Source organism: Streptomyces sp. CB02414, from assembly GCF_001905385.1.
Taxonomy (GTDB): Bacteria; Actinomycetota; Actinomycetes; order Streptomycetales; family Streptomycetaceae; genus Streptomyces.
Map to the genome: position 1 here is coordinate 339,366 of NZ_LIPF01000009.1, position 26,269 is coordinate 365,634.

The 26,269-nt window shown below is 73.2% G+C and carries 25 protein-coding genes and 2 pseudogenes; 9 read left to right on the plus strand and 18 right to left on the minus strand.

Annotation, left to right across the window (positions count from 1 at the left end):
• The 3 genes from AMK11_RS28765 to AMK11_RS28775 form a co-directional block, all read right to left on the minus strand.
• Positions 1 to 648, minus strand: coding sequence for a TetR/AcrR family transcriptional regulator (locus tag AMK11_RS28765; RefSeq protein ID WP_073730988.1), 648 nt, complete (start codon positions 646 to 648; stop codon positions 1 to 3).
• A gap of 86 nt (positions 649 to 734) precedes the next feature.
• Positions 735 to 1,025, minus strand: coding sequence for a YiaA/YiaB family inner membrane protein (locus tag AMK11_RS28770; protein ID WP_073730989.1), 291 nt, complete (start codon positions 1,023 to 1,025; stop codon positions 735 to 737).
• Positions 1,026 to 1,107: 82 nt separating this feature from the next.
• A complete protein-coding gene (locus AMK11_RS28775) occupies positions 1,108 to 2,259 on the minus strand; it encodes an acyl-CoA dehydrogenase family protein (RefSeq protein ID WP_073730990.1) in 1,152 nt (383 codons plus the stop codon).
• Positions 2,260 to 2,338: 79 nt separating this feature from the next.
• Between AMK11_RS28775 and AMK11_RS28780 the strand changes: the two genes are divergently transcribed.
• The 3 genes from AMK11_RS28780 (at position 2,339) to AMK11_RS28790 (ending at position 4,750) form a co-directional block, all read left to right on the plus strand.
• Positions 2,339 to 2,980, plus strand: coding sequence for a TetR/AcrR family transcriptional regulator (locus AMK11_RS28780; protein WP_073730991.1), 642 nt, complete (start codon positions 2,339 to 2,341; stop codon positions 2,978 to 2,980).
• A 47-nt stretch (positions 2,981 to 3,027) separates the two neighbouring features.
• On the plus strand, positions 3,028 to 3,735 hold the full coding sequence (locus AMK11_RS28785; RefSeq protein ID WP_073730992.1) for an ArsR/SmtB family transcription factor: 708 nt from the start codon (positions 3,028 to 3,030) through the stop codon (positions 3,733 to 3,735).
• Between the two features lie 67 nt (positions 3,736 to 3,802).
• Positions 3,803 to 4,750 (plus strand): DMT family transporter, encoded by a 948-nt coding sequence (locus AMK11_RS28790; RefSeq protein ID WP_198941487.1) that lies wholly within the window; start codon positions 3,803 to 3,805, stop codon positions 4,748 to 4,750.
• Here the strand turns inward: AMK11_RS28790 and AMK11_RS28795 are convergent.
• From AMK11_RS28795 to AMK11_RS28840, 10 genes are all read right to left on the minus strand, one after another.
• Positions 4,742 to 6,067 carry an MFS transporter gene (locus tag AMK11_RS28795; protein WP_073730994.1) on the minus strand — a complete coding sequence of 442 codons (1,326 nt, stop codon included), beginning with the start codon at positions 6,065 to 6,067 and terminating at the stop codon, positions 4,742 to 4,744. The genes AMK11_RS28790 and AMK11_RS28795 overlap by 9 nt on opposite strands.
• Before the next feature lie 200 nt (positions 6,068 to 6,267).
• Positions 6,268 to 7,365, minus strand: a complete 1,098-nt coding sequence (locus AMK11_RS28800; protein WP_073730995.1) for a zinc-binding dehydrogenase — start codon at positions 7,363 to 7,365, stop codon at positions 6,268 to 6,270.
• Positions 7,366 to 7,385: 20 nt separating this feature from the next.
• On the minus strand, positions 7,386 to 8,774 hold the full coding sequence (locus AMK11_RS28805; protein ID WP_073730996.1) for an aldehyde dehydrogenase family protein: 1,389 nt from the start codon (positions 8,772 to 8,774) through the stop codon (positions 7,386 to 7,388).
• Between the two features lie 124 nt (positions 8,775 to 8,898).
• Positions 8,899 to 10,245 (minus strand): ABC transporter ATP-binding protein, encoded by a 1,347-nt coding sequence (locus AMK11_RS28810; RefSeq protein WP_073730997.1) that lies wholly within the window; start codon positions 10,243 to 10,245, stop codon positions 8,899 to 8,901.
• Positions 10,246 to 10,449: 204 nt separating this feature from the next.
• Positions 10,450 to 10,641, minus strand: a complete 192-nt coding sequence (locus AMK11_RS28815; RefSeq protein ID WP_073730998.1) for a hypothetical protein — start codon at positions 10,639 to 10,641, stop codon at positions 10,450 to 10,452.
• Positions 10,638 to 11,882, minus strand: a complete 1,245-nt coding sequence (locus AMK11_RS28820) for an MFS transporter (protein ID WP_073730999.1) — start codon at positions 11,880 to 11,882, stop codon at positions 10,638 to 10,640. The genes AMK11_RS28815 and AMK11_RS28820 overlap by 4 nt, the downstream gene beginning before the upstream one ends.
• Positions 11,883 to 11,956: 74 nt before the next feature.
• Positions 11,957 to 13,387, minus strand: coding sequence for a CitMHS family transporter (locus AMK11_RS28825; RefSeq protein WP_073731000.1), 1,431 nt, complete (start codon positions 13,385 to 13,387; stop codon positions 11,957 to 11,959).
• A 123-nt stretch (positions 13,388 to 13,510) separates the two neighbouring features.
• On the minus strand, positions 13,511 to 15,754 hold the full coding sequence (locus AMK11_RS28830) for a molybdopterin oxidoreductase family protein (RefSeq protein ID WP_073731001.1): 2,244 nt from the start codon (positions 15,752 to 15,754) through the stop codon (positions 13,511 to 13,513).
• A gap of 123 nt (positions 15,755 to 15,877) precedes the next feature.
• Entirely contained in the window at positions 15,878 to 16,495 is a 618-nt protein-coding gene (locus AMK11_RS28835; protein ID WP_073731002.1) for a TetR/AcrR family transcriptional regulator, read from the minus strand.
• A gap of 64 nt (positions 16,496 to 16,559) precedes the next feature.
• A complete protein-coding gene (locus AMK11_RS28840; RefSeq protein WP_073731003.1) occupies positions 16,560 to 17,150 on the minus strand; it encodes a hypothetical protein in 591 nt (196 codons plus the stop codon).
• Between the two features lie 214 nt (positions 17,151 to 17,364).
• Between AMK11_RS28840 and hmgA the strand changes: the two genes are divergently transcribed.
• From hmgA to AMK11_RS28855, 3 genes are read left to right on the plus strand one after another with little or no spacing between them, the layout of a single operon-like run.
• Complete coding sequence (gene hmgA, locus AMK11_RS28845) at positions 17,365 to 18,690, plus strand: homogentisate 1,2-dioxygenase (protein WP_073731004.1); 1,326 nt, start codon at positions 17,365 to 17,367, stop codon at positions 18,688 to 18,690.
• Positions 18,691 to 18,716: 26 nt separating this feature from the next.
• Positions 18,717 to 19,466, plus strand: coding sequence for a GntR family transcriptional regulator (locus tag AMK11_RS28850; RefSeq protein ID WP_073731005.1), 750 nt, complete (start codon positions 18,717 to 18,719; stop codon positions 19,464 to 19,466).
• Positions 19,467 to 19,488: 22 nt separating this feature from the next.
• Positions 19,489 to 20,676, plus strand: coding sequence for a type ISP restriction/modification enzyme (locus AMK11_RS28855; protein ID WP_073731006.1), 1,188 nt, complete (start codon positions 19,489 to 19,491; stop codon positions 20,674 to 20,676).
• A gap of 55 nt (positions 20,677 to 20,731) precedes the next feature.
• On the opposite strand, the gene AMK11_RS28860 is transcribed toward AMK11_RS28855, so the two are convergent.
• A complete protein-coding gene (locus tag AMK11_RS28860) occupies positions 20,732 to 21,436 on the minus strand; it encodes a TetR/AcrR family transcriptional regulator (protein ID WP_073731007.1) in 705 nt (234 codons plus the stop codon).
• A gap of 63 nt (positions 21,437 to 21,499) precedes the next feature.
• Between AMK11_RS28860 and AMK11_RS28865 the strand changes: the two genes are divergently transcribed.
• Both AMK11_RS28865 and AMK11_RS28870 read left to right on the plus strand, forming a co-directional pair.
• Entirely contained in the window at positions 21,500 to 22,453 is a 954-nt protein-coding gene (locus AMK11_RS28865; protein WP_073731008.1) for an ATP-binding cassette domain-containing protein, read from the plus strand.
• Positions 22,450 to 23,244 (plus strand): ABC transporter permease, encoded by a 795-nt coding sequence (locus tag AMK11_RS28870; protein WP_073731009.1) that lies wholly within the window; start codon positions 22,450 to 22,452, stop codon positions 23,242 to 23,244. The genes AMK11_RS28865 and AMK11_RS28870 overlap by 4 nt, the downstream gene beginning before the upstream one ends.
• A 196-nt stretch (positions 23,245 to 23,440) precedes the next feature.
• Here AMK11_RS28870 and AMK11_RS28875 read toward each other — a convergent pair whose 3' ends face one another.
• The 3 genes from AMK11_RS28875 to AMK11_RS28885 form a co-directional block, all read right to left on the minus strand.
• Entirely contained in the window at positions 23,441 to 23,710 is a 270-nt protein-coding gene (locus AMK11_RS28875) for a hypothetical protein (protein ID WP_073731010.1), read from the minus strand.
• A 115-nt stretch (positions 23,711 to 23,825) separates the two neighbouring features.
• Entirely contained in the window at positions 23,826 to 24,638 is an 813-nt protein-coding gene (locus AMK11_RS28880) for an anti-sigma factor (RefSeq protein WP_073731011.1), read from the minus strand.
• A complete protein-coding gene (locus AMK11_RS28885) occupies positions 24,635 to 25,177 on the minus strand; it encodes a sigma-70 family RNA polymerase sigma factor (RefSeq protein ID WP_073731012.1) in 543 nt (180 codons plus the stop codon). The genes AMK11_RS28880 and AMK11_RS28885 overlap by 4 nt, the downstream gene beginning before the upstream one ends.
• 236 nt (positions 25,178 to 25,413) lie before the next feature.
• On the opposite strand from AMK11_RS28885, the pseudogene AMK11_RS28890 reads away from it, so the two are divergent.
• Positions 25,414 to 25,893 (plus strand): annotated as a pseudogene (locus AMK11_RS28890) (DUF4331 family protein); the annotation flags it as partial.
• On the opposite strand, the pseudogene AMK11_RS38795 reads toward AMK11_RS28890, so the two are convergent.
• Positions 25,839 to 26,258: pseudogene (locus AMK11_RS38795) on the minus strand (tetratricopeptide repeat protein); the annotation flags it as partial. The pseudogenes AMK11_RS28890 and AMK11_RS38795 sit on opposite strands and share 55 nt — an antisense overlap.
• Between the last annotated feature and the right edge of the window lie 11 nt (positions 26,259 to 26,269).

The window sequence follows — 26,269 nt, forward strand, 5'->3', positions numbered from 1 at the left end:
CTACCGCCCCTGAGCGGCGCCGGACGGTTCGGCGCCCACCATGCGCAGTACGAGGTCGGCGTAGAGGGCGCCGACCTCGTCGGGCGTGCGCGGACCGTTCACGTTGAACCAGCGGGCGACGTCGATGCAGAGCGACAGCACGGCCAGCGTGGTGCCCTTGACGTCCGGCACGTCGAACTCGCCCGCCGCCACGCCGTCCTCGATGATGCCGCGCACCGCGGCGTCGCACTGCCGGCGCAGGGCGAGGATCTCGTCGCGGGCCTCGGGGCCGAGCGCGTCCAGCTCGTACTGCACCACCCGCGCGGTCGTGCGCCGCCCGGCGTGCCAGCGCACGAAGGAGCTCACGGCGTCGGCGAGCCGTTCGGCGGCGCCGCCCTCGCCCTGGGCCGCGGTCCGCAGGATGGCGACCGCCCGGTCGTGACCGATCCTGCTGATGCGGTGGAGCAGTTCTTCCTTGGTCTTGTAGTGGATGTACAGCGCGGCCGGACTCATGCCGGCCCGCCCGGCGATGTCGCGGGTCGTGGTCGCGTGGTACCCGCGCTCGGCGAAGGCCTCCACCGCGGCGACCAGGAGCCGCCGGGCCGCGTCCGGGGTGACCTCTTCCCACGGCTCGATGTCGCCGCCCGTCGTCTCGGCCGCCGTACTCATCGCTTGTTCGCCCCTCTCGGTGACAGGAGCACCACCATACCGCCGAGTATGAGCGGTCGCTTAGTGCGGCGGCGACGGCGGGGACGTCAGCTCAGCTTCTCGAAGGGGTCGTGCTCGGCGAGGAGCTTGTCCAGCCGGGCCTGGTCGACCCGGCTGACGATCTGGACGGCCTCCTGGCGGTCGCGGATGATCTTGGCCAGCGTGAAGGCCGAGGTGACCAGGTAGAGGACGGCGATGGCGAGGAAGGCACGCACCCAGGCGTCGGCCTGGAGGTTGTAGATGCCGACGGCGGTGGCGATCATCGCGACCGCGAACGAGGCCACGGCCTGGCCGTAGAAGGCCGCCGTGTTCTGCTGCTTGACCGGTGTGTCACTCATGGGGAAAGGATCGGCGGATGTGGTCCGGGCCACATCCGCCGACGTACTCAGTTCACGTACTCAGAGCGCATCCACCGGGCGCTCAGAAGGCCGAGACCCCGGTCAGCGCCCGTCCGATGACCAGCTTCTGGATCTGGCTGGTGCCCTCGTAGAGGGTCATCACGCGCGCGTCGCGCAGCAGCTTGCCGGCCGGGTACTCGTCGATGTAGCCGTACCCGCCGAAGACCTGGAGGGCGTTGTTGGCGGCGCGGACGGCGGCCTCCGAGGCGAACAGCTTGGCCTTGGAGGACTCGACGGTGAAGGGCCGGCCGCGGTCGATCAGGTCGGCGACGCGCCAGGTCAGCAGCCGGGCCGCGTCCACGTCGAGGGCGATGTCGCTGATCAGTTCCTGGACGAGCTGGTGGTGGGCGATGGTCTTCCCGAACTGCTCGCGCTCGCCCGCGTACTTCACGGCCGCGTCCAGGGCGGCCTGGGCTATGCCGACGCAGCCCGCCGCGACCGACATCCGCCCCTTGGCGAGGGCCGACATGGCGACCGAGAAGCCCTTGCCCTCGGGGGCGAGCATCGCGGAGGCGGGGACGCGGACGTCCTCCAGGACGAGTTCGGCGGTGGCCTGGCCGCGCAGCCCGAGCTTGCCGTGGATGGTGCGGCGGGACAGGCCGGGCGTGTCGGTGGGCACCAGGAAGGCGGAGACGCCCTTGTGGCCGGGGGCGTCGGTGGACCGGGCGAAGAGCAGGACGACGTCGGCCCAGGTGCCGTTGGTGATGAACATCTTGGTGCCGTTGATGACGTAGTCGTCGCCGTCGCGCACCGCGCGGGTGGTCAGGTTCCCGGCGTCCGACCCCGTGCCGGGCTCGGTCAGGCCGAAGCAGCCGACGTACTCGCCGCTGGTGAGCCCCGGCAGCCACCGCCGCTTCTGCTCCTCGTCGCCCCAGGCGGCGACGGTCTTGGCGACCAGGCCGAGGGAGACGGAGACGATGCCGCGCACGGAGCTGTCGCCCCGCCCCAGCTCCTCCGTCACCAGGCAGTAGGCGAGGTGGTCGCCGCCGGAGCCGCCGTACTCCTCGTCGACGGTCAGCCCGAGGAAGCCGACCTCGCCGAGCTTCTTCACGATCGCCCGGTCGACCTCCTCGGCCCGGTCCCAGGCGACGACGTTGGGGGCGATCTCGCGCTCCACGAAGTCCCGGGCGAGCTGCCGTACGGCGGTCTGCTCCTCGCTGAGCTCCAGGTTCACCGCATCCACCCATCCAATTGAAAGCCGTACATTTAAATTAGCACTGCTAGTTTCTGTTCGCAGCCCTACTATGTGCGCCATGGCCCGACCGCGCAAGCCCCTGCTCAGCACCGACCGGATCGTCGAGACGGCCCGCGCGCTGGTGGACGCGGAGGGCCTCGCGGCCGTCTCCACCCGCCGGCTCGCGGCGGAACTGGGGGTCAGCGGCCCCTCGCTCTACAACCACTTCCGCACCAAGGACGAGATCCTGGAGGCCGTCGCCGACTCGGTGAGCGCCCAGGTCGACCTGTCGATGTTCGAGGACGGCCGGAACTGGCGGACCGCCCTGCACGACTGGGCCGTCTCCTACCGGGCGGCCCTGCGCGACCATCCGAACATCGTCCCGGTCCTGGCCCACGGCCCCGGCCGCCGGCCGGCCGCGCTGCACCTCGCGGACGCCGTCTACGGCGCGATGGTCCGGGCGGGCTGGCCGCCGGCCCAGGCCACCTCCATCGGCGCCCTGATGCGGTACTTCGTCATGGGGTCCGCGCTCGGCTCCTTCGCCCGGGGCTTCCCGGACGACGCGAGCGCCTACGACCCGGCCGACTATCCGCACCTGGGCAAGGCCCACCTCCTGGCCGAGCAGCAGGAGAAGATCGACGAGCGGGCCTTCGAGACCGGGCTGACGGCGTTGCTGGACGGGCTGGCGCAGCAGTACGCGCAGGTGGCGCGGGGTGTCTGAGGACACTTCGGCGGGCGCCGAACCGTGCGTACCGCACTCTTGAACGCATGACCGAGAAGGACGCCGGAGCACCGGGACTCGCGCGGCTGGCCGCTCTGATCGCCGACGAGACCAGGGCCGCCTGCCTGCTGGCCCTGCTCGACGGGCGGGCGTGGACCGCCGGTGAGCTGGCCCGACACGCCGGGGTGGCCGCCTCCACGCTCAGCGAGCACCTGGGCAAGCTCGTCGCGGGCGGGCTGCTGGCCGAGGAGCGGCAGGGGCGGCACCGGTACGTGCGGCTGGCCGACGAGCGGGTCGCGCAGCTGGTGGAGGACCTGGCCGCGCAGGTGGCGCCCGAGGCAAGGCGTCCGCGCACCCTGCGGGCGTCGAGCGCCGGGTCGGCGATGGCCCGGGGCCGCACCTGCTACGACCATCTCGCCGGGCGGCTCGGGATCGCGGTCACCGACGCGCTGACCGGGCGCGGACTGCTGCGCCAGGACACCGGCTTCGCACTCACGGACGCGGGGCTCGGCTGGTTCGGGACCGCCGGGATCGCCCTGAAGCGCACCGGTCGCCGGCCGCTGGCCCGGGCCTGCCTCGACTGGACCGAACGCCGCCCCCACCTCGCGGGCGTCGCGGGCGCGGCCCTGTGCCGGCACGCCCTGGAGTCGGGCTGGTGCGTGCGCATCGGCTCCGAGCGGGCGGTGAAGGTGACGCCGGCGGGCGAGGAGGCGCTGTCCGGGTTGCTGGGCATCGACCCGGTCTCGCTGCGCTGAGCCACGCGCGTCCCCGTCCGGAATCCGCCGGTCGCCTCCGCCCTTCCTGCCTAGCCTCGGGAGCATGATGAGTACCACCCCGTCCCGCCGTCCGGACCTCCTCGCCGCCTGCGCGGCCGCGGTCACCGTCGTCCTGTGGGCCTCGGCCTTCGTCTCGATCCGCAGCGCGGGTGAGGCGTACTCACCGGGCGCGCTGGCGCTCGGCCGGCTGGTGTCGGGGGTTCTGACGCTCGGCGTCATCTGCCTGCTGCGCAGGGAAGGGCTGCCGCCGCGGCCCGCCTGGCGCGGGATCGCGATATCGGGCCTGCTCTGGTTCGGCTTCTACATGGTCGTCCTGAACTGGGGCGAGCAGCAGGTGGACGCCGGTACGGCCGCCCTCGTGGTGAACGTCGGACCGATCCTCATCGCCCTGCTCGGCGCCCGGCTGCTCGGGGACGCGCTGCCGCCGAGGCTGCTGGCGGGGATGGCGGTGTCGTTCGCCGGTGCGGTGACCGTGGGGCTGTCGATGTCCGGCGAGGGCGGTTCCTCGCTGCTCGGGGTGGTGCTGTGCCTGCTGGCCGCCGTGGCGTACGCGGGCGGGGTGGTGGCGCAGAAGCCCGCGCTGGGCCACGCGAGCGCGCTCCAGGTGACGACGTACGGATGCCTCGTCGGCGCGGTGCTCTGCCTGCCGTTCGCCGGGCAGCTGGTGTCGGAGGCGGCCGACGCGCCGCTGACCGCGACGCTGAACATGGTCTACCTGGGCGTGTTCCCGACCGCGCTGGCGTTCACGACGTGGGCGTACGCCCTGGCCCGTACGACCGCGGGCCGCATGGGCGCGACCACGTACGCGGTGCCCGCGCTCGTCGTCCTGATGTCGTGGCTGGCCCTCGGCGAGGTGCCGGGGCTGCTCACCCTGGCCGGGGGCGCGCTGTGCCTGGCGGGCGTGGCCGTCTCGCGGTCCCGGAAGCGGGCGCGGTCCGCGACCCCGGCCGAAGCCCTGGAGCCGCGGCCCGAAAGCGCCTCGCGGTCAGCGTGAACGCGCCCGGTCGGCCAGCACCTTGATGGACACCAGGGCGATCACCGAGAGGGCGATGATGTAGCCGGAGACGGCCATCGAGGTGCCCGTGCCCTCCAGGAGCAGCACCATGACGAAGGGGGCGAGCCCGCCACCGCCGACGGCCGCGATCTGGTAGCCGAGCGAGGCGCCGGTGTAGCGCATCTCCGGCGTGAACAGCTCGGCGAACAGGGCGGCCTGGGGCCCGTACATGATGCTGAGGAAGCAGCTGGCGACGAAGGTGCCGACCGCCAGCCACACCAGCGAGCCGGTGTCGATGAGCAGGAACAGCGGGACCGCCCACACGGCGATGCCGACCGCGCCGGCGGTGTAGACCCGGATACGGCCGAACTTGTCGGACAGCGCGGCGGCGGCCGGGATCAGCACGAGCTGGGTGAGGCTGACGCACAGCGAGACGGCGAGCACCGCGCCGTGCTCCATGTCGAGTTCGCGGGTGGTGTAGTCGAGGACGCCGGTGATGAGGATGTAGAACGTCGCGGTGTTCACGGCGAAGGAGCCGCCGGCCAGCAGCACGGTGCCGAGGTGCTCGCGCACGATCGTCCGCAGCGGTGAGGACTGCTCGCCTTGCTCCTTCTCGGCCAGCGCCCGCTCGGCCGCCCGGAACTCGGGGGTCTCCTCGACGCGGGTGTGGATGTACCAGGCGAGACCGAGGACGAGCAGGCCGACCACGAACGGCACCCGCCAGCCCCAGGCCTCGAAGGCCGACTCCGAGGTGAACGCACCGGCCAGCAGGAAGACGGTGTTGGCGGTGACCACGCCGATGGGGACACCGAGCTGGACGACGCTGCCGTAGATGCCGCGCTTGCCCTCGGGGGCGTACTCGGTGGCCAGCAGCATCGCGCCGCCCCACTGGGCGCCGACGGCGACGCCCTGCACGATGCGCAGCAGGACCAGCAGGATGGGGGCGGCGACGCCGATGGTCTCGTACGTGGGCAGCAGGCCGATGCCCGTGGTGGCCACGCCCATCAGGGTGAGGGCGAGGACCAGCATCGGCTTGCGGCCCCTCTTGTCGCCGAGCTGACCGGCGACGACGCCGCCGACCGGCCGGGCGAGGAAGCCGACGGCGAAGGTGGCGAAGGCGGCCAGGACCCCGGCGGTGGGGCTGCCGGCCGGGAAGTACAGGTCACCGAGGACGAGGGCGGCGGCGATGCCGAAGACGAAGTAGTCGTACCACTCGACAGCCGAGGCGAGGGCCGCGGCGGTGGCGACGCGACGGCGGTTGGGGGCCGCGGGCGGGGCGGTGGTGGGGAGGGGCTGAGCGGAGGGGGTGGTGTCCATACGTGCACGCTCCGGTGGTACGGGGGGACGTCGGGGACGTGTGGGACGTTCCCGGGAACGTACTGACCGGACGGTATGTGGTCAACGGTCGTGCGGGATGTTTATCGAAGGGCGACCGTCGGGGGGCTGCGGGCACGGAGGCAGAGGTGCCGGGACGGCCCCGGCACCCTCGTGTCCCGCGCTGCTGTCGAAGCCGGCCGCTAGAACACCACCAGTGCCCGCCCGCCCTTGCCCGCCAGCATGTTCTCGAAGGCGGCGGGGATGCCGTCCAGGGCGATGCGCTCGGTCACCAGGGCGCCGAGGTCCAGGCGGCCGGCGCGGACGTGCTCGGCCAGTACCGGGAGGTCTCGGGCGGGGTCGGCGTTGCCGTAGACGCAGCCGGAGAGGGTACGGCCCCAGTGGAAGATCTCCAGGGCGTTGAAGGTGACCTGCTGGTCCTTGCCGCCGATGCCGACGACCGTGGTGCGGCCGCCGCGCCGGGTGGACTCCCAGGCGGTGCGGATGGTGACCGCGCGGCCTACGCACTCGACGGCGACGTCGACGCCCTGCTTGCCGGTGAGGGCGCGGATCTCGCGGGCGGTGGTGTCGGAGGCGAGGAGGTAGTCGGTGGCGCCCGCGGCGCGGGCCAGCTCCTCCTTCTCCGGGGACACGTCGACGGCGACGATCTTCGAGGCGCCCGCGATCCGGGCCGCCTGGAGGGTGGCGAGGCCCACTCCCCCGACGCCGAACACGGCGACCGTCTCGCTCTCGCGGACCTTCGCCGAGTGGTGGACGGCGCCGTAGCCGGTGAGGACGGCGCAGCCGAGCAGCGCGGCGTCGGTGAGCGGGATGCCGTCGGGGCAGGGCAGGACGCACCCGGCGTCCACCACGGTCTCCTCGGCGAACGCGGCGACGTTGAGGCCGGGGTGGAGGTCGGTGCCGTCGTCGGCGCGGCGGGCGTGCGTGTTCGCGGCGCCGGTCAGGGCGTCGGCGCAGAGCCAGACCTCGCCGAGGGAGCAGGCGTGGCAGGCGCCGCAGGACGGGGCCCAGTTGAGGACCACGTCGTCGCCGGGGGCGACGTGGGTGACGCCCTCGCCGACGGAGAGGACCGTGCCGGCGCCCTCGTGCCCGAGGACGGCGGGCAGCGGCACGCGCATGGTGCCGTTGGACAGGGACAGGTCGGAGTGGCAGACGCCGGCGGCGGCGAGCTTCACCCGGATCTGCCCCGGGCCGGGCTCGGGCAGCTCTATCCCGGTGACCTCCAGGGGGGCGCCCACGGCGGGGACGACGGCGGCACGGACAGCGGTACGGACGGCCATGACGTGGAGTGCTCCCGTGGCTAGAACTGGAGGGACTTGGTCTGGAGGTACTCGGTCAGGCCGTGCAGGCCCAGCTCGCGGCCCACGCCGGACTGCTTGTAGCCGCCGAAGGGGGCCAGCGGGTTGAAGCGGCCGCCGTTGATGTCGACCTGGCCGGTGTCCATGCGGCGGGCGAAGGCGACCGCCTCGGCCTCGTCGCCGGCCCAGACCGCGCCGGCGAGGCCGTAGACCGTGCCGTTGGCGATGCGCAGGGCGTCGTCCTCGTCGTCGTAGCGGAGGATGGACAGGACCGGCCCGAAGATCTCCTCCTGGGCGATGGTCATGTCCTCGCTCACGTCGGCGAAGACCGTCGGGCTGACGAAACAGCCCTCCTCGCGCGGTGCCTCGGGGCCACCCGCGACCAGGCGCGCGCCCTCCGCGACGCCCTTCTCGATGTAGCCGCGCACGCGTTCCTGCTGCTTGGCGTTGACCAGGGGACCGATCCGGTCGGCGTACTTGCCGGCGGCCTCGGCGGCCAGCTCCACGGCCTGGTCGTACTGGTCGCGGTGGACCAGCATCCGGGTCCAGGCGCTGCACGTCTGCCCGGAGTTGGACATGACGTTGGCGACACCGACGTTGACGGCCTTGGCGAGGTCGGCGCTGGGGAGGATGACGTTGGCGGACTTGCCGCCGAGTTCCAGGGCGACCCGCTTGACCGCGGCGCCCGCGGTGGCGCCGATCCGTCGGCCCACGGCGGTGGAGCCGGTGAAGGAGACCAGGTCGACGCCGGGGTGTTCGGCGAGGGCCTGTCCGGCGACCGGGCCGAGGCCGGTCACCAGGTTGAAGACGCCGGCGGGGACGCCGGCCTCGTGCACCGCCTCGGCGAAGAGCTGGGCGGTGAGCGGGGTGTCCTCGGCGGGCTTCAGCACGATCGTGCAGCCGGCCGCGAGCGCCGGGGCCACCTTGGCGACGATCTGGTGGAGGGGGTAGTTCCAGGGCGTGATGGCGCCGACGACGCCGATCGGCTCGTGGTGGACGACGGAGTTGCCCACCTTCTCCTCGAAGGCGTACGTCGCCGCCAGCTCGGCATAGGAACCGGCCACCGCGATGGGGGCGGCGGCGTGCACGGCCTGCGAGAACTTCAGCGGCGAGCCCAGCTCGGCGGTGACGGTCCCGGCGATCTCGTCCTTGCGGACCACCAGCACGTCCCGCAGCGCGGCCAGGCGTGCGGCGCGCTCGGCGGGCGGGGTGGCTGACCAGGCCGGCAGGGCGGCGCGGGCGGCCCGTACGGCGGTGTCGACGTCCAGGGCGGTGCCGGCCGGGACCTGGCCGATGACCTGCCCGTCGGCCGGGTTCACGACGTCGATCGTGTCCCGTCCGTCGGCGTCTCGCCAGGCGCCGTCGATGTACATGCCGTCGTGTGCCTTCATCGGGTTCCTTCCGGGCGGGCCTCGTCGTCCGAGCCCCAAACTAGCGCCGATAGTTTTACGGCACCAGGGGCGGCCACCATGGTGGCGCGGGTCACCTTCCCGGAGGACCGGAATCCCGGCGGTGTCACTCCTCCAGGTCGGGCAGCCGGGCCGGGGCGGGGCAGATCCGGTCGCCGTGCTGGTCGAAGACGAACAGGTGGGCGAGGTCGACCAGGAGGGGGACCTGCATGCCGTGGCGCAGGTCGATGTCGGGGGTGGTGCGGACGATCAGGTCGCCGGGGAGGCGGCCGTCCGGGGCGGCGACCGCGGGTTCGGCGCCGGGGTCCGACAGGGGCTCGTCCATGACGACGACCGGTCCGGCGCGCAGGGCACCGGCCCGTTCCTTCAGCCGGTCCAGGACCGTGCCGTCGCCGCGGCGGCGCCGGGCCGGACGGGCGGCGGGGCGGGGCGCCTCCAGGTCGGGGACGACGGCCGGGTGCGAACCGGTGTCGAAGTGGACGAGGACCTCGTGGCCCTGGAACTCGACGTGCTCCACGAGGCCGGTGAGCAGCACCTCGCCGGGCCGGGCGGAGGAGGGCTTGGCGATCCGCACGGCCTCCGAACGCAGGCCGACGATGACCTCGCGGCCCTGCTGCACCCGGAGCAACTGGTGGTCCAGGGAGAGCGGTTCGGGCAGGCGCAGGTACTGCTTGCCGAGGCTGATGGTCATCGCGCCGTCCAGCGGGGCCCGGACCAGGCCGCGCAGCAGATTGATGCGCGGGGTGCCGATGAAGGCGGCGACGAAGACGTTGCGCGGCAGCGCGTACACGGCGCGGGGACTGTCCACCTGTTGCAGCACGCCCCCGCGCAGGACGGCGACGCGGTCGCCGAGGGACATCGCCTCGGACTGATCGTGGGTGACGTAGACGGTGGTGACGCCCAGCTCGCGGGTCAGCTTGGTGATCTCGGCGCGCAGGTGGTTGCGGAGCTTGGCATCGAGGTTGGACAGGGGCTCGTCCATCAGGAAGGCGGTGGGGCGGCGGGAGATCGCGCGGCCCATGGCGACGCGTTGGCGCTCCCCGCCGGAGAGTTCGGCGGGGAAGCGGTCGAGGAGGTCCTCGATGCCCAGCAGCCGGGCGGTGGCGTCCACGCGCGGGCCGTGATCGGCCTGCGGGTCCTCGACGCGCAGCGGGAAGCCGATGTTCCCGCGGGTCGTCATGTTGGGGTAGAGGGCGAAGTTCTGGAAGACCATCGCCATGCTCCGCTCGGAGGGGAGCAGGTCGTTGGCGTACGTCCCGTCCAGCAGCAGCCTGCCCTCGGTGATCTCCTCCAGACCGGCGATCATGCGCAGCACGGTGGACTTGCCGCAGCCGGAGGGGCCGAGCAGGACGAGGAACTCGCCGGGCGCGATGTCCAGCGACAGCCGGTCCACCACGCGGACGCCTCGCGCGTAGGTCTTGCTCACGTCGTGCAGGGAGATGGCGCGTGTCATGAGAGGTCCCCCGGGGGCTCACTGAGCGCTGGTGCTCCGCGGTCGGACGCCCTCGTGCGGGTCGTACGGGGCGTGTGAGTCACGGAAGTTAACGGAATGTGCGCGGCCGGGGGAAGACGCCGGACCCAATCTCGGTGCGGGTGTCCATCTGGTGAGAAAGCGGACGATCGTGTTCAGGGTGCGGCTTCAGGGTGCGGCGGCGCCTCAGTCGTCCGAGCCGCGGTCGTTGCTCCGGCCGTTGCCGCCGCGGCCCGGCGCGCGCACCAGTTCACCCGCCAGGAGCGTCCCCTTGGCCACCGCCCGCGTCCAGCGGGGGCCGCCCCGGGCCGCCCACACCACGCAGACGCAGCCGCCCACGGCCAGGAGGAGTAGTGCGGACAAGAGGACCAGGATCATGTTCGCTCCCTGCTTTCCGACGGGGTCCGTGTCATCTTGCCAGTCCGCCACCGGCCGCCACCGTCGGCGGCCGGCTCGCCGGACGGGGAGCGCAGGGCGACGCCCGAGGACAGGAGCAGCAGGGCGCCGAGCATCACGAACGGCGCGGCGACGCCCGCGACGCCCGCGATCAGGCCGGCCGCGGCGGGCGCGGCGACCTGGCCGAGGCGGTTGCCGGTCAGGCGCAGGGCGAGGGCGGTGGAGCGGGCGCCGTCGGGGGCCGCCTGGACGACGGTCGTCATGGACAGCGGCTGGCCGACGCCGAGGCAGAAGCCGAGGACGACCAGCATCAGCGCGAGTGCCCACACCGGCACCGGCAGCGCGACGCCCGCGCACAGCAGGGCGGCCAGCAGACAGGTGACGGTGAGCAGCGCCGTACGGCCGAGCAGCCGCAGCAGGGGCGTCAGCACCAGCCGGCAGGCGATGGTGGCGGCCGCGCGGAGACTGAGCAGGACGCCGATCACGGCCGGGGAGATGCCCCGGTGCTCGCCGACCACCGGCAGGTAGGCGGTGAGGATGTCGGTGGCGGACAGCACGGACAGGCTGATCAGGATGCCCGCGGGTACGCCCCGGGCACGCAGGATGCTCCCCACGGGCACGCGCGCGCCCGCTTCCGTACGGGACTTGGCGGCCCCCGGGTGCTCTATGCGCCACAGCGACGTGAACGCGACCGCCGCACCCGCGCCCGCCACCACCAGGGCCAGCGCGCTGCTGCCCGCCATGTCGTGGCCGCCGATCAGCGAGCCCGCGGCGATGGGGCCGACCAGCTGGCCGAGCGAGGCGCCGATGGTGAAGTGGCCGAAGTTGCGGTCCTGTTCGTGCGGCGCGGACTGGCGGGCGACCAGCGACTGGGCGCCGATGACGAAGCACAGGTGGCCGAGGCCCATGACGCCGCTCCACAGGGCCATCGCCCACAGGGAGCCGGCGACGCCGCTCAGCGCGCAGCCGCCGGCGATGAGAATCACGCCGACGGGCAGCAGCGGCGCGCAGCGGCCGTGGTCGGTGCGGCGGCCGAGCGGGACGGCGGCGAACAGCGGCAGCAGCGCGTAGACACCGGCGATGACGCCGACCGCGCGCTCGTCGGCGCCCAGCGCGAGGGCCCGGTAGGAGACGGCGGGCCGGGCCATCGACACCGCCCCCTGCGCGAAGCCGAAGGCGATGACGAGGCGGAGCAACCAGCCGCGGCTCGCACCGGGCGCCATGATCGTTTCCTTTCAGAACCGCCGGTTCCCCGGCCGGCTCCGTCACGGAACCGTCCGGGGAATCGGGCCGATGATCAGATGATGCCGAACAGGATGCCCGCCGCGAGGATGACCAGGCTCGTCAGGACCGCCCACTTCACGACGAACTTGGTGTGGTCGCCGAACTCGACCTTGGCCATGCCGACCAGGACGTAGACGGCCGGGACGAGCGGGCTGGACATGTGCAGCGGCTGGCCGACGATCGAGGCGCGGGCGATCTCGATCGTCGACACACCGTGCGCCTGACCGGCCTCGGCGAGCACCGGGAGGATGCCGAAGTAGAAACCGTCGTTCGACATGAAGTACGTCAGCGGCAGGCTGAGCAGGCCGGTGACCAGGCCCATGTGCGGGCCCATGCCGTCGGGGATGGTGTCCACGAGCCAGTTGGCCATGTGGTCGACCATGCCGGTGCCGGTGAGGACGCCGGTGAAGACGGCGGCGGCGAAGACCATGCCGGAGACGTTGAGGACGTTGTCGGCGTGGGCGGCGATCCGGGCCTTCTGGTCGGGGATGTGCGGGAAGTTGACGGTGAGCGCGAGCGCGGCACCGATCAGGAACAGCACCGGAATCGGCAGCAGTTCCATGATCATGGCGGTGAGCAGCGCGACCGTGAGCAGCGCGTTGAACCAGTACAGCTTGGGGCGCAGGGTGGCGCGGTTGGGGTCGAGGCCCTGGAAGTCGTCGTCCGGCTCGGCGTCCGCGGCGGCGTCGCCACCGGGACCGTCGTGGCCGGAGGCCGCGTCGGCACCCGCACCGGCCCCGGACTTGGTTTTGGACTTCGTGCCCGAACCCGCCCCGACCAGCACCGTCTCGCTCTCCGGCTCCCGCACCAGCGCCTCGTCCAGCGTCAGCGTGCCCAGCCGCCTGCGCTCACGCAGACCGAGCACGTACGCCAGGACGACGACCGCGAGCAGGCCCACGGCGAGGGCCGGGATCATCGGGACGAAGATGTCGGTGGCGTCGACCTTCAGCGCGGTGGCGGCGCGAGCGGTGGGGCCGCCCCACGGCAGGGTGTTCATCACGCCGTTGGCCATCGCGGCGACACCGGTCATCACGACCAGGCTCATCTTCAGCCGCTTGTACAGCGGGTACATCGCCGAGACCGTGATCATGAAGGTGGTGGAGCCGTCGCCGTCCAGCGAGACGATGGCGGCGAGCAGGGCGGTCCCGACGACGATGCGCATCGGGTCGGCCTTGCAGAACCTCAGGATGGCCCGGACGATCGGGTCGAAGAGCCCGACGTCGATCATCACCCCGAAGTAGACGATCGCGAACATGAGCATCGCCGCGGTGGGGGCGAGGCTGGACACGCCGTCGATGACGTAGTCGCCGAGGTGGGCGCCCTTGCCGACGAACACGCAGAACAGCGCGGGAATCAGCACGAGCGCCGCGATCGGCGACATCTTCTTCATCATGATCAGGACCAGGAAGGTCGCGATCATGGCGAAGCCGAGGATGGTCAGCATGAGTGAGTACCTAACGTTCGCCCTTGAACATCCCACCGGGGCAGGCGGTGCGAGCGACGTTAGGTGCCGTGAAGCCGCGTTAACAAGACGTTGACATGCGAGCAATAAGCGCAAAACTCCAGGTCACAGCTTTGCGCCGGTCAGCGGTGTGAGCGTTACGGGTACGCCGTTGAGGACCGCGTTGCCCGAGAGCGGGTCGAGCAGGCTGCCGTCGAGGAGCTGGTTGACGTTGACGCCGGGGTCGGTGGCCGCGTGGGTGAGGCGGGTGCCGGGGCGGTCGTGGCCCCAGCCGTGCGGGAGGCTCACCACGCCGGGCCGGACGGTGTCGGTGACCTCGGCGGGCGCGGTCACCTCTCCCCCGGCACCCTTGACGCGCACCGGCTGACCGTCGCGCACGCCGAGGCGTTCGGCGTCGTCGGGATGCAGGTGCAGGGTGCAGCGGTTGGAGCCGCCGGTGAGGGCGGGGACGTTGTGCATCCAGCTGTTGTTGGACCTCAGGTGGCGGCGGCCGACGAGGACGAGCCCGGCGGGGCGCTCGGCCAGGGCCCGCCCGAGGCGCGGCAGGTCGGCGGCGATCGGTCCCGGCAGCAGCTCCACCTTGCCGCTGCGGGTCTTCAGCGGCTGCGGGAGGCGCGGGTGCAGCGGGCCGAGGTCGATGCCGTGGGGGTGGGCGAGCAGCCGGTCCAGGGTCAGCCCGTCCGGGCGGGCGCCGAAGCCGTCGCCGTAGGGGCCGAGGCGCAGCATCAGGTCGAGGCGCCGCTCGGGGCCGTTCTCGCCGGTGAGCCGGCCGGCCAGCTCGCCGGGGTCGCGGCCGTGGACGGGTGAGTGCGGGTCCCGTACGGCCTTGTCGAGGGTCCGCCGGACCACCATGGCGTCTACGGCGGCCGGGTCGGTGCCGTGCCCGCCGGTGACGGCCAGGGTGAGTCGGGCGAGGATCTCGGTCTCGGCCATCCGGCCCGGCTCCAGCGGGACGGCGGGGCGGGTGTAGCGGACCTGGTTGCGCACGGCGAGGGTGTTGAAGGCGAAGTCGTGGTGCGGGCTCTGGGCCGGCGGGGGCGGCGGCAGGACGACGTGGGCGTGGCGCGAGGTCTCGTTGAGGTACGGGTCGACGCTCACCATGAAGTCGAGCGAGGCCAGCGCCTTGTCGAGGCGGTCGCCGTCGGGTGCGGACAGGACGGGGTTGGCGGCGACGGTCAGCAGCGCGCGGACCGGCTCACCCTCGTCGGTGGCGGTGTCGATCTCCTCGGCGAGGGCGGACAGCGGAAGCTCGCCCTTGGCCTCGGGGTGAGCGCTCACCCGGGAGCGCCAGCGGCCGAGCGCGAAGCCGTGGCCGGGCCCGGCGGGGCGGGGTGTCCGGTCCGTGGCCGCCTGCGGGAAGAGCGCGCCGCCGGGGCGGTCCAGGTTCCCGGTGAGGATGTTGAGGACGTCCACGAGCCAGCTGGCGAGCGTGCCGTGCGGGACGGTGCAGCTGCCGATGCGGCCGTAGACGGCGGCGGTGGGGGCGGCGGCGAGTTCGCGGGCGAGGGCGCGGGTCACGCCGGCGTCCACGTCGCAGGCGGCGGCGACGGACTCGGGGGTGAAGTCGCGCAGAGCGTCCCGGGCTTCGCCGACCCCCTCGACGTGCGGGGCGAGGACGCCGAGGTCGACCACGTCCTCCTCGTACAGGACGTGGACCATCGCGGCCAGCAGCAGCGCGTCGGTGCCGGGGCGGATCGCCACGTGCCGGTCGGCGAGCTTCGCGGTGCGGGTGCGGCGCGGGTCGATGACGGTGAGGGTGCCGCCGCGGGCCCTCAGCGCTTTGAGCCGGCCGGGGAAGTCGGGCGCGGTGCACAGGCTGCCGTTGGACTCCAGCGGGTTGGCGCCGATGAGGAGCAGGTGGTCGGTGCGGTCGAGGTCGGGCACCGGGATGGCGTTCGCGTCGCCGAAGAGCAGCCCGCTGGAGACGTGCTTGGGCATCTGGTCGAGCGTGGACGCGGTGAACAGGCTGCGGGTGCCGAGGGCGCCGAGCAGGAGGTTCGGGTAGAGGGCTCCGGCCATGGTGTGCACGTTGGGGTTGCCGAGGACCACGCCGACGGAGTGCGGTCCGTACCGCTCGACGACGGGCCGGACGCCGGCGGCGACCGCGTCGAACGCCTCCTCCCAGGTGGCCTCGCGCAGTTCGCCGTCCCTGCGGACCAGGGGCGTGCGCAGCCGGTCGGGGTCGGAGTCGACGGCCCCGAAGGAGGCGCCTTTGGGACAGATGAAACCACGGCTGAAGACGTCGTCGCGGTCGCCGCGGGCGGCGGTGACGGTGGTGCCGTCGACGGTGAGGGCCAGGCCGCAGGTGGCCTCGCACAGGGGGCAGATACGCAGGGCGGTGCGGGACACGGGTCCTCCTGGGAGGGCGGCGGCGTTGGCCTCTCGGCGTGAGCATACCGACCGGTAGGCATGTTGGGGAGGCCTTGAACCGACCGCCGAGTGAACGGCCGAGAGACCGTGGACGCCGGACCGTCAGTCCAGAACCCGCCCGAGATACACCCGGAGCAACTCCCTGGCCTCCTCGATGATCTTCTCGTCCCCGTCCGGCGCGACCCGGAAGGCGAGTTGCACGAGGGTGTCGGCGGTCTCCACGGCGACCAGGAAGACGCGCCGCAGATCGTCGTCGGGACTGCGGCCGACGTAGCCGGAGAGCAGCTCGGTGAGCCGGTCGGCGACGCGGTGGTTGGGGACGGCGTGGCGGTCGCCGACCGGGATCTGGTTGCCGAAGTCGATCAGCGAGAAGCCGGGCGCGGTCCGCTTCATCGCCAGGTACTCGTCGAGCACCGCGTCGAGCGCCCCGCGCCAGCCGCCGTCGGCCGACTCCGTCAGCCGTTCGGTGACGCGCTCCGCGTAGCGCTCCAGGTTGCGCTGGGCCAGCGCGTCGGCCATCTGCCGCTTGTTGCCGAAGAAGCGGTACACCGAGCCGATGGGGACGTCCGCGCGCAGCGCCACGGCCCGGGTGCTCAGCGCGTCGTAGCCGACCTCGTCGAGGAGGTCGGCGCAGGCGTCGAGGATCCGGGTCAGCCGTTCGGCGCTGCGCCGCTGCACGGGGGCACGGCGGAGCGGGGTCGCTTGGGACACGGTCTTCATGATGCCCTCCCGCCACGCTCCGGTGAACTGTGACCTCCGGTACGGACGGGAGCGGTGTCCGTACTCATCGGGCCGCCACCGGGTCGGCCGGCGTCCGGCTCTCCGCGCCCTCCGGTATCTCCGGCATCTCCTCCGGCCGCGTCGCCTCGGTCGGCTCCGCGTCCGACGCCGTGACGTCCGCCGTGCTCTCGACGGGCTTGCCGTCGACGGCCCAGACGGTGCCGTCGTCGGCGTAGAGCCGGACCGTGAGCTGGTGCGTGCCGCGTGGGACGAGGGCCGTGTCGAGGCGGTGGTCCGGGCCGCGCAGGCGTGCGATGAGGTCGCCGTCGAGGAAGAGGTGGGCGAGGCCTCGGCCGGGCACCGCCCTGCTCTCCGTGCCCGCGGGCGAGAATCTGAAGTCGCGCACGGTCAGGCGTACGTCCCAGCTGTCGTCGCCGGCCGGCTGCACCTCGATGCCGACCTCGGGCGCGTGCTCGGCGTCCACCTCCCGGTAGCGCCGGCCCTCCTCGTCGGTGGCGTCGAGCAGCCTGCCGACCGGTGTGGCCGAATCACCGGCCTCCGGTTCACCCACGTCACTGGAGCCGCAGCCCACGGATCCGGTCAGCAGCAGGACACAGACCGCGAGCACGGCGAGCACTCTCCGCGTCCACGACATAACGAGAGACTAGAACACCGGTCCGACCGTGCGGATCGCCCGGAGGTCTGGTTCCGGCCATCATCCTGCGGAGGGACAGGTACTACAGACACGAGGACGGGTGTGCGCCGGGAAGCCCGTACGACCTCTTGCGCGACCTCTTGCGCCCGGGAAACCGCAATCCTACGGTGTCCCATAGGAATCGGGTGGGACACGGGTTGCGAGGGAGCTATCGATGAGTGGGGACGCGCGGAAGACCGCGGAGGGGCTGGCCTACCTGTCCGGCTTCGGCAACGAGCACAGCTCGGAGGCGGTTCCGGGCGCGCTGCCCGAGGGCCGGAACTCGCCTCAGCGGGCCCCGCTGGGTCTGTACGCGGAGCAGCTGAGCGGCACGGCGTTCACCGAGCCGAGGGCGCACAACCGCCGTTCGTGGCTGTACCGGATCCGCCCGTCGGCCGCCCACCCGGCGTTCACCCGCGCGGGCAACGGCGCGGTCCGCACCGCCCCCTTCACCCAGGCGGTGCCGGACCCGAACCGACTGCGGTGGAACCCGCTGCCCGAGCCCGAGGCCGGCACCGACTTCCTCGCGGGCCTGTGGACGCTGGGCGGCAACGGCGACGCGACGCAGCGCACCGGCATGGCCGTGCACCTCTACCACGCCACGTCGTCCATGGAGCGGGTCTTCAGCGACGCCGACGGTGAGCTGCTGATCGTCCCGGAGCGCGGCGGCCTGATGCTGCGCACCGAGTTCGGGCTGCTGCACGCCGAGCCGGGCCACGTGGCGCTGATCCCGCGCGGGGTCCGCTTCCGCGTGGAACTGCTGGACGCCGACGCCCGCGGCTACGTCTGCGAGAACTACGGCGCCCCCTTCCAGCTCCCCGACCTCGGCCCGATCGGCGCCAACGGGCTGGCCAACGCCCGGGACTTCTTGGCGCCGGTCGCCGCGTACGAGGACGCCGAGGCGCCGGTCGAGGTGGTCAACAAGTTCTGCGGCAACCTCTGGACCGCCACGTACGGCCACTCCCCGCTCGACGTGGTCGCCTGGCACGGCAACCACGTGCCGTACGTCTACGACCTGCGCCGCTTCAACGTCATCGGCACCATCTCGTACGACCACCCGGACCCGTCGATCTTCACGGTGCTCACCTCCCCCTCGGACACTCCGGGCCTCGCGGGCGTCGACTTCGTGGTGTTCGCGCCGCGCTGGCTGGTGGGCGAGGACACCTTCCGGCCGCCGTACTTCCACCGGAACGTGATGAGCGAGTACATGGGCCTGATCGAAGGGGCCTACGACGCCAAGGCTGCCGGTTCGGGGGGCTTTGTGCCGGGCGGCGGCTCGCTGCACAACATGATGTCGGCGCACGGCCCGGACCGGGAGACCTTCGACCGGGCGAGCGCCGCCGAGCTGAAGCCGCAGCGGATCGACGACGGGCTGGCGTTCATGTTCGAGACGCGCTGGCCGGTGACGCTCACGCCCCAGGCGGCCCGCGCCGAGCACCTGCAGCAGGGCTACGACGACGTCTGGCAGGGCCTGGAGCGTCACTTCCGCCCCTTGCACTGAGGATTCACTACCGGTACGGATGGCCCGTGACCTCCTTCGCCCCGGACTCCATCGTCCTGAACCGCAAGCTGCCGCTCTGGTACCAGGTGTCGCAGTCGCTGCGCGCCTCGATACTGGGCCGCTCGCCCCGGGACCCGCTGCGCCTGCCCACGGAGGAGCAGCTGGCCGGACACTACGGGGTGAGCGTGCTGACCATGCGGCAGGCGCTGAAGGAGCTGGAGGACGAGGGGCTGATCACCCGCCACCGACGGCGCGGCACGTTCATCGAGCCGGACGTCAGGCGGGGCGCACCGGTGCGGCTGCTGGGCTCGGTGGACGCGATCGTGGCCCAGCAGTCCGGCATGAAGGCCGAGCTGCTGGACCACGGAACCGGCCCCGTACCGCCCGAAGTCGCCGAGTACTTCCCTGACATGCCCCGGGTGGGGACGTACCACCGGCTGCGCTGCGACGAGCAGACCGGTGAGCCCACCAACCACGCCCGCAACTACGTCCGTCCGGAGCTGGCCGCCCGCATCGACCCCGACGACCTCGTCCGCCGGCCGATGACCAAGGTGCTGCGGGACGTGCTGGGCGTGGACATCAGCCGGATCACGGACACCGTGGAGGCCCGGCTCGCCGACCCGGAGACAGCGCGGCTGCTCGAAGTGCCGCTGCTCAGCCCGATCCTGCACTACACCGGCATCACCTACGACACGGCGGGCCGGGTGCTGGACGTGGCGGTCATCCACTACCGGGGCGACCGGTTCTCCTTCACGGTCACCCTGGACGCCACATGAGGGTGTGGTGTCCCGTCGTACGATGCCCGGCGTGACGCACGACGACGCCCCGCCGCTGGCGGACCTCATGCCGTGGTCCGTCGCACCGCCTCGGCTCGGCCGGGGGTGGCCGGCGGCCCCCGACGCGGCATCCCTGAAGGCCCGCTGGGAGGCCCTGGTGAAGGCCCAGGGCCCCGACCGCGAGGCCCTGTTCGAACCGACGCGCTCCCGGACGCTGCACACGGCGGTCGGGCGGCTGCCGGGCACGTCCGGCGGCACGGAGAAGCTGCTGCGCGCCTCGGGACCGTGCCCGGAACCGGTCCGGGTGCTGCGCGCGCCCTTCGACGAGCAGTGGCTGATCCCGGACCAGCGGCTGATCGACGCGGCCCGTCCGGAGCTGTGGCGGGTGGCGGACGAACGGCAGGTGTTCGTCGTGGCGACCCCCGGCGCCCCAGGCACCTCCGGCGCCCCCGACACCCCGGGCCCCCCACCCCTCCTCGCGACCTCCCGGCTGCCGCTGTTCGGCCCCGCCCGCGTCCGCCCGCTGTACCGCCGCCCCGGCGGGGCGGAGCCGAATCTGGCGCCCGGCCTCCTCGACCACCTGGGCGCCCGCCTCGGCCGGCGCCCCGAGCCGCCGGACGTCCTGGCGTGGGCGGTGGCGACCGTACGGGCGGACTCCCGTGTTCCGCTCACCGCGGACCCGACGCTGTGGGAGCGCGGGGTGGAGCTGGGCCGGCGCGCCCTGTGGCTGATGCGCCGCGACGGCGAACGCCCCAAACTGCCCGGCGGCCGCCGCCCCTACGTGCGCGCCCCGCTGCCCGCGCGCCCGCGGACGCTGCGCTACGACCGGGACGAGGAGGCCCTGTACCTGGACGAGGGCCGCGTCTCCCCCGTGCCGCCCGGCGCCTGGGACTTCGAGGCGGGCGGGGTCCGGGTGCTGGAGCAGTGGTTCGCGGCCCGGACCGCGGAGGGCGAGCCGGGCACGCTGGAGGCGGTCCGCCCGGCGGCCTGGCCGCAGACCTGGACGTCGGAGCTGCTGGAGCTGGTCACGGTCCTCGCGCTGCTCGCCGAGGTGCGCCCGCGGTGCGGGGAGCTGGAGGTGACGGCCCGCATCACCGCGTCCGAGCTGCGTGGGGCGGGCGTCCTGCCGGTGCCCGCGGCGGCCCGCCGGCCCGCGTCCGTGCTGGACGCGCAGGAGGAGGGGCCGGAGGGCCAGTTGGCGCTGCTGTAGGCCGCTGGACACCCCGCGGCGCGCTCGACGCCCGGGCGCCCCCACCCCCCGATCCTCAGGCGAACCCGTCCAGCACCCGCGTCAGCGCCCGCTCGAAGACCGCCTGCAGGTCGATGGGCCCGGCGTCCTCGCCGAAGGACGCCGCCAGCCGCGGGTAGGTGCCGCTGGCCAGCTGGGCGCCCAGGTAGGCGCTGCGCACCGCGTTCTCCTGCTCCTCGGACCAGGGCAGCGAGCGGGTGCGCTCGGCGGTGGCGAGCTCGTTGGTGACGTACGTCGTCACGACGCCGTTCACCATCGCGACCAGCTCCATCTTGGTCCCGTAGGGCGCGTCGAAGGGGTCGAGGCAGGCGAGGCAGTGCTCCAGGTAGCGCAGGGCGTAGGGGCTGAAGCCGTAGATGGGTGACATCAGGCGGGTCAGCCAGGTGTGGCGGTGCATCAGCGCCCGGGTCTGGTGGGCCACCCGGAGCATGTCGGCGCGCCAGTCGCCGCTCGGCTCCCACAGCTCGTGCTCGGCGCTGGCGGCGTCCATCATCAGCTCGTACAGGTCCTCCTTGCGGGGGACGTAGTTGTAGAGCGACATGGTGCCGCAGCCCAGCTCTGCGGCGACGCGGCGCATCGAGACCGCGTCGAGCCCCTCCGCGTCGGCGATCCGCACCGCGGCGGCGGCGATGTCGGCGCGGGTGTACGCCGGTCTCGGCCCCCGGCCGGTGCGCTCGGGGCGCGCCCAGATCACTTCGGGTACGGCCGCTCGGCCCGCCATGGATCATCACCTCGGCCACCATCCTAGTTACGTACGGCGTACGTAGTGCGCTATGGTCGCACCATGACTACTACGTACGCTGTACTTAGTGAGGGTCTGGAGAAGCACTTCGGTGAGGTGCACGCGCTGCGGGGCCTGGATCTGGCGGTGGCCGAGGGGACCGTCTGCGGGCTGCTCGGGCCGAACGGGGCGGGCAAGACGACGGCCGTGCGCCTGCTCACCACGCTGCTGCGGCCGGACGCGGGCAGCGCGCGGATCGCCGGGCACGACCTGGTGCGCGAGGCCGCCGCCGTCCGGCGCCGGATCGGCGTCACCGGGCAGTACGCGTCGGTCGACGGGGACCTCACCGGCCGCCAGAACCTGCGGCTGTTCGCCCGGCTGCACCGGCTGCGGGACGCGTCGGCGCGGGTGGACGAGCTGCTCGACCGCTTCGGGCTGACGGAGGCCGCCGACCGTCCCGCCGCCACCCTCTCCGGCGGCATGCGACGCCGTCTCGACCTGGCCGCGAGCCTGGTGCGCCGGCCGGAGGTGCTGTTCCTGGACGAGCCGACGACGGGGCTCGACCCGGCCAGCCGCAATCAGATCTGGGACGCCGTGCGCGCCCTGAAGGAGGAGGGCACGACCGTGCTGCTCACCACGCAGTACCTGGAGGAGGCCGACCGTCTCGCCGACGACATCGCCCTGATGGACCGGGGCCGGGTCGCCCACACCGGGTCCCCGGCCGAACTCAAGGCGCTGGTGGGGACGTACGCGGAGGCCGTCCTCGCGGACACGGACGCGGACGCCATGGCGCGGGCGGCCGCGGTCCTCGACCGGCTCACGGGAGCGGAGCCGGCCCTCGACCCCGACCGGCGCACGGTGGGGGCGGTCAGCACCGACCCGACGCTGACCCTGCCACGCCTGGTGCGCGAGCTGGACGCAGCGGGTGTCCCCCTGCTGGACGCGAGCCTGCGTCCACCGACCCTCGACGACGTCTTCCTCCGCCTCACCGGCCAGAACAAGGAGCTGGTGGCATGAGCACCGTGGCGTACGACCTGGCCCACGACGGCACCGCGATGCTGGGCCGGCAGCTGCGGCGGCTGCGGAACAACCCGGGCCTGCTGATCCTCACCCAGACCATGCCGGTGACGATGCTGCTGTTCTTCGGCTACGTCTTCGGCAGCGCGCTGGCGATGCCGGGCGAGGAGTACCGGGCCTTCCTGGTGCCCGGCCTGCTGGTCGCGACGGCCGCGAACGGCCTGATGACAGGCATGTTCCAGGCCGCCCAGGACACCCACCGGGGCGTGACGGACCGCCTGCGGACACTCCCCGTGAGCCGGGCGGCGGTGCCGCTCGGACAGGCGGTCGCCGATCTGCTCGTCACCGCCGCCGGCATGGTGCCGTTCCTGCTGGTCGGGCTGGCGGTCGGCTGGCGGATGGAGGGCAGCGCGCTCGGCGCGGCGGGCGCCGTGGGGCTGCTGCTGCTGTTCCGGTTCGCGACGACGTGGATCGGCGTCTTCCTGGGACTGCTCACCCGCAACGAGGAGGCCGCCGGTCAACTGGGCGGCGCGACCTTCATCCTGCCGCTGCTGTCCAACGCCTACATCCCGGCCGAGGGGCTGCCGGGCTGGCTGCGCACGGTCGCCGAATGGAATCCGATCAGCGCGGTGACCACGGCGCTGCGGGACCTGTTCGGCAACGCTCCGGTGCCGGAGGGGGCCGCCTGGCCGGTGGCGCATCCCGTCGCCGGGTCGCTGGCCTGGTGCGCGGTCCTGCTGGCGGTGTTCGTCCCGCTCGCCGTGCGCCGCTACGCGCGAGGGGAGGGCTGAGCGGGCCGGTGGGCGTCATCACCGCCGGGCGGGGACACGGCGGGACGGATGTACGGAACGGGCGTGATGAAGAGGAGCCGGACGTACGGATGGCACCCGCACCGGGGTCACACCGGGGCGCCGCTGCGTGCCGTGGGGATGACGGGCGTGTGCGCGGCGCCGCGCCGGGACGGTGTGACCGCCGGAGCGCGGGGCCTCAGTTGCCGCCGAACAGCGAACGGCGCAGTCGGCGCAGTGGCGCGAACAGCGAGACCCGGCGCACCCTGGCGCCGCGGTTGCTGCGCTTGTGCGCGGGCTCACGCGCGGTCAGCTCACGCATCAGCGACGTCGCCTCCACCGTCTCCCGCTGCGGAAGGGCAGGCCCTCCGAGCACCGCGAGATGGCGGTCGAGGCGCGAGCTGGTCGCGCTGCTGCCGCAGGTGATCGCAGGGACCCTGGCCCTGCTGCGCACTGTTATCTGATCCATGTCACTCCCCACCCGTACGAGTCCACCCGGCCCGGGCAGGGTAACCCTATCGCCCCGGTACGGCATGCGTGTATCGCGGTCACAGGATTCACCTTCCCCGTAAGGGGGTTGACGATTACTCTCCGAATCCGACAGGTTCCAGGGTGAGTTGGGCGACCGGCCTGCTCGTCGGCCGGTCCGAGCCCCCACCGGGTTCGACGGTCACCGCGAGTGATGCGGCCGACCGGTCCAGGCCGGAGGCGACCAGGGGCGTGTCGTCGTCGAGGAGCCCCAGGGAGCGCGGCTGTGCGCCGGGGCGCACGAGCCAGAGCTGGTGCACGCGGCCGCCGGACGGCTCGCCGTATCCGCTCAGGGTGACGACCGCGCGCCCCTCGGATGCGGAAGCGACCACTCCGATGCTGCGCCCGCGGTCGTCCTCCCCGCCGGTCGCGCGGGCGTCCGGAGCGGCGAGAACGTGGGCGATCTCACGTGCCCGGTCCCGTGCGGTGTCCAGTTCGCCCCGCGTCCGGTCCGCCTGCACGGCGAAGAGCGCGGCGACCACGAGCGCCGCGGCGGCCGTCACCGTGGCGAAGGGCACCAGCAGGGGACGCGGCCGGGGCGGGCTGGAACGCTCCGGCGCCGGCCCGCCTCCCCACACGTGGGACGGCAGCCGGCGGACGGGCCCGCGTCCGGGCGCGGGCTCCTGCGCGGTGGTGCGTACGGCGGCCAGGACGCGGTCGCGCAGGGCGGCCGGGGCCGGTGCGGCCGTGGACCAGGCCAGCCGGACGGCGTCCTCGGACAGCGCCCTGACCTCGGCGGCGCAGCGGTCGCAGCCCTCCAGGTGCCGTTCGAACCGGACCCGTTCGGCGCCTTCCAGGGCGTCCAGGGCGTAGGGGGCGGCGAGCGAGTGGAGGCCGCCGCGGCGCGGCCGCCGGCCGAAGAGGCTCATGCGGCGCCTCCCAGGCAGTCGCGCAGGCGGCCCAGTCCGTCTCTCATCCGGGTCTTCACCGTGCCCAGGGGGAGGGAGAGGCGCTCGGCGACCTCCCGGTAGGTGTAGCCGTCGTAGTAGGCGAGGGTGACGGACTGGCGTTGCAGGGCGGTCAGGCGGTCCAGGCAGCGGCGTACCCACTCGCGTTCGAGGCCCGCCTCGACCTCCTCCGCGACCTGGTCGAAGGCGGGGTGGTGGGCGCGCCGGGCCTCGCGCTGTTCGCGTTCGCCGGCCGCGCGGGCGCTGCGCACCCGGTCGACGGCGCGGCGGTGGGCGACGGTGAGGATCCAGGACAGGGCGCTCCCCCGGCGCGGGTCGAACCGCGCGGCGGACCGCCACAGTTCGAGCAGCACCTCCTGCGCCACCTCCTCGGCCTGGGCGGGGTCGCGCACCACGCGCCGTACGAGTCCGAACACCGGGCCGGAGACCAGCCCGTACAGGTCCTCGAAGGCCTTCTGGTCGCCGTCCGCCACGAGCATCAGCAGCTCGTCCGCCTCCACCCCGTCCCCCTCTCCGCGGGCCGCACCGGCCCGTCGACGTCACCGCCGGGCGCGCGACGGTGCGCCCTCCGGCTGGAGTTACGGATCAGCGGGCCGAAAACGCGGGTCGGCCGCGCACTCGATGCCGGCACGAGTCGGACTCCGGCGTCCTCCGGGTCCGGCCAATCCGGCCCGGACGCCGCTCCGAATGCCGGTGCGTCAGGGACAACGGCACTTCGGCACGGAGGACGGACGGCATGACACCCAACTCCGGAAGCGGTGGCGCGGGGCGCCGGGGCCTCGCCACTCTGGTCTGCGGCGCGCTGGCCGCCTCGGGGCTCGCGGCGGCCGGCGTGACCGCGCTGGAACCGGGGGCGGCGTCCGCCTCCAGCCACCGGGAGGCACCGCTGATATCGGGCACCCCGCAGTACGACAACACGGACCTGTACGCCTTCGTGAGCCCGGACCGGCCGGACACCACGACGCTCGTCGCGAACTGGATCCCGTTCGAGGAACCGGCCGGCGGGCCCAACTTCTTCACGTTCGCCGAGGACGCCCAGTACGACCTGAACGTCGACAACGACGCGACGTTCCTCTACAACACGGGCCCGGTCACCGCTCTCGACGACCCGGACCTCAACATCACGCAGACCTACGACCTCGAACTGGTCAGGCTGCACGAGGCCGGGTCACCGCTCGCTGCCCTGGCCCGGGCACGGCCCTCCAGGGCGGGCAGGTGGGCGTCGTCGGCGGCGAGGGCACGGGCGTAGTGGCGCAGGGCGGCCCGGTGCTCGCCCCGGCTCCGGGCGAGTCCGCCGAGCCGGGTGGCGACGTAGGCCACGTCCGCGGGGGAGGAGGCGGCGGCGAGCGCCTGCTCCAGCACCCGGTGCGCGGTTCCCACCTCGTCGCGCAGCTCCCGGACGTACGCGTACCGCGTGAAGACCGGGATGCCGGGCCGCCGGGCGTCGGCGGTGTCGGCGGCCCGCGCGGCGGCGTCGTAGCGGCCGAGTTCGACGAGGGCGTCGATGCGGGAGCACAGGGCGCGTTCGTTGTACGGATTCGCCTTCAGGGCCCGGTCGGCGTACGCCAGCGCGCCCGTGAACTCGTGCGACG

Coding starts and splice junctions, on each gene's coding strand:
- AMK11_RS28785 (WP_073730992.1), top strand. CDS start 3,028: ATGACCGAGAAGGACGCCGGAGCACCGGGACTCGCGCGGCTGGCCGCT.
- AMK11_RS28770 (WP_073730989.1), bottom strand. CDS start 1,025: ATGAGTGACACACCGGTCAAGCAGCAGAACACGGCGGCCTTCTACGGC.
- AMK11_RS28870 (WP_073731009.1), top strand. CDS start 22,450: ATGAGCACCGTGGCGTACGACCTGGCCCACGACGGCACCGCGATGCTG.
- AMK11_RS28835 (WP_073731002.1), bottom strand. CDS start 16,495: ATGAAGACCGTGTCCCAAGCGACCCCGCTCCGCCGTGCCCCCGTGCAG.
- AMK11_RS28765 (WP_073730988.1), bottom strand. CDS start 648: ATGAGTACGGCGGCCGAGACGACGGGCGGCGACATCGAGCCGTGGGAA.
- AMK11_RS28825 (WP_073731000.1), bottom strand. CDS start 13,387: ATGCTGACCATCCTCGGCTTCGCCATGATCGCGACCTTCCTGGTCCTG.
- AMK11_RS28855 (WP_073731006.1), top strand. CDS start 19,489: ATGCCCGGCGTGACGCACGACGACGCCCCGCCGCTGGCGGACCTCATG.
- AMK11_RS28820 (WP_073730999.1), bottom strand. CDS start 11,882: ATGGCGCCCGGTGCGAGCCGCGGCTGGTTGCTCCGCCTCGTCATCGCC.
- AMK11_RS28860 (WP_073731007.1), bottom strand. CDS start 21,436: ATGGCGGGCCGAGCGGCCGTACCCGAAGTGATCTGGGCGCGCCCCGAG.
- AMK11_RS28805 (WP_073730996.1), bottom strand. CDS start 8,774: ATGAAGGCACACGACGGCATGTACATCGACGGCGCCTGGCGAGACGCC.
- hmgA (WP_073731004.1), top strand. CDS start 17,365: ATGAGTGGGGACGCGCGGAAGACCGCGGAGGGGCTGGCCTACCTGTCC.
- AMK11_RS28790 (WP_198941487.1), top strand. CDS start 3,803: ATGAGTACCACCCCGTCCCGCCGTCCGGACCTCCTCGCCGCCTGCGCG.
- AMK11_RS28815 (WP_073730998.1), bottom strand. CDS start 10,641: ATGATCCTGGTCCTCTTGTCCGCACTACTCCTCCTGGCCGTGGGCGGC.
- AMK11_RS28810 (WP_073730997.1), bottom strand. CDS start 10,245: ATGACACGCGCCATCTCCCTGCACGACGTGAGCAAGACCTACGCGCGA.
- AMK11_RS28800 (WP_073730995.1), bottom strand. CDS start 7,365: ATGGCCGTCCGTACCGCTGTCCGTGCCGCCGTCGTCCCCGCCGTGGGC.
- AMK11_RS28880 (WP_073731011.1), bottom strand. CDS start 24,638: ATGAGCCTCTTCGGCCGGCGGCCGCGCCGCGGCGGCCTCCACTCGCTC.
- AMK11_RS28840 (WP_073731003.1), bottom strand. CDS start 17,150: ATGTCGTGGACGCGGAGAGTGCTCGCCGTGCTCGCGGTCTGTGTCCTG.
- AMK11_RS28865 (WP_073731008.1), top strand. CDS start 21,500: ATGACTACTACGTACGCTGTACTTAGTGAGGGTCTGGAGAAGCACTTC.
- AMK11_RS28875 (WP_073731010.1), bottom strand. CDS start 23,710: ATGGATCAGATAACAGTGCGCAGCAGGGCCAGGGTCCCTGCGATCACC.
- AMK11_RS28795 (WP_073730994.1), bottom strand. CDS start 6,067: ATGGACACCACCCCCTCCGCTCAGCCCCTCCCCACCACCGCCCCGCCC.
- AMK11_RS28780 (WP_073730991.1), top strand. CDS start 2,339: ATGGCCCGACCGCGCAAGCCCCTGCTCAGCACCGACCGGATCGTCGAG.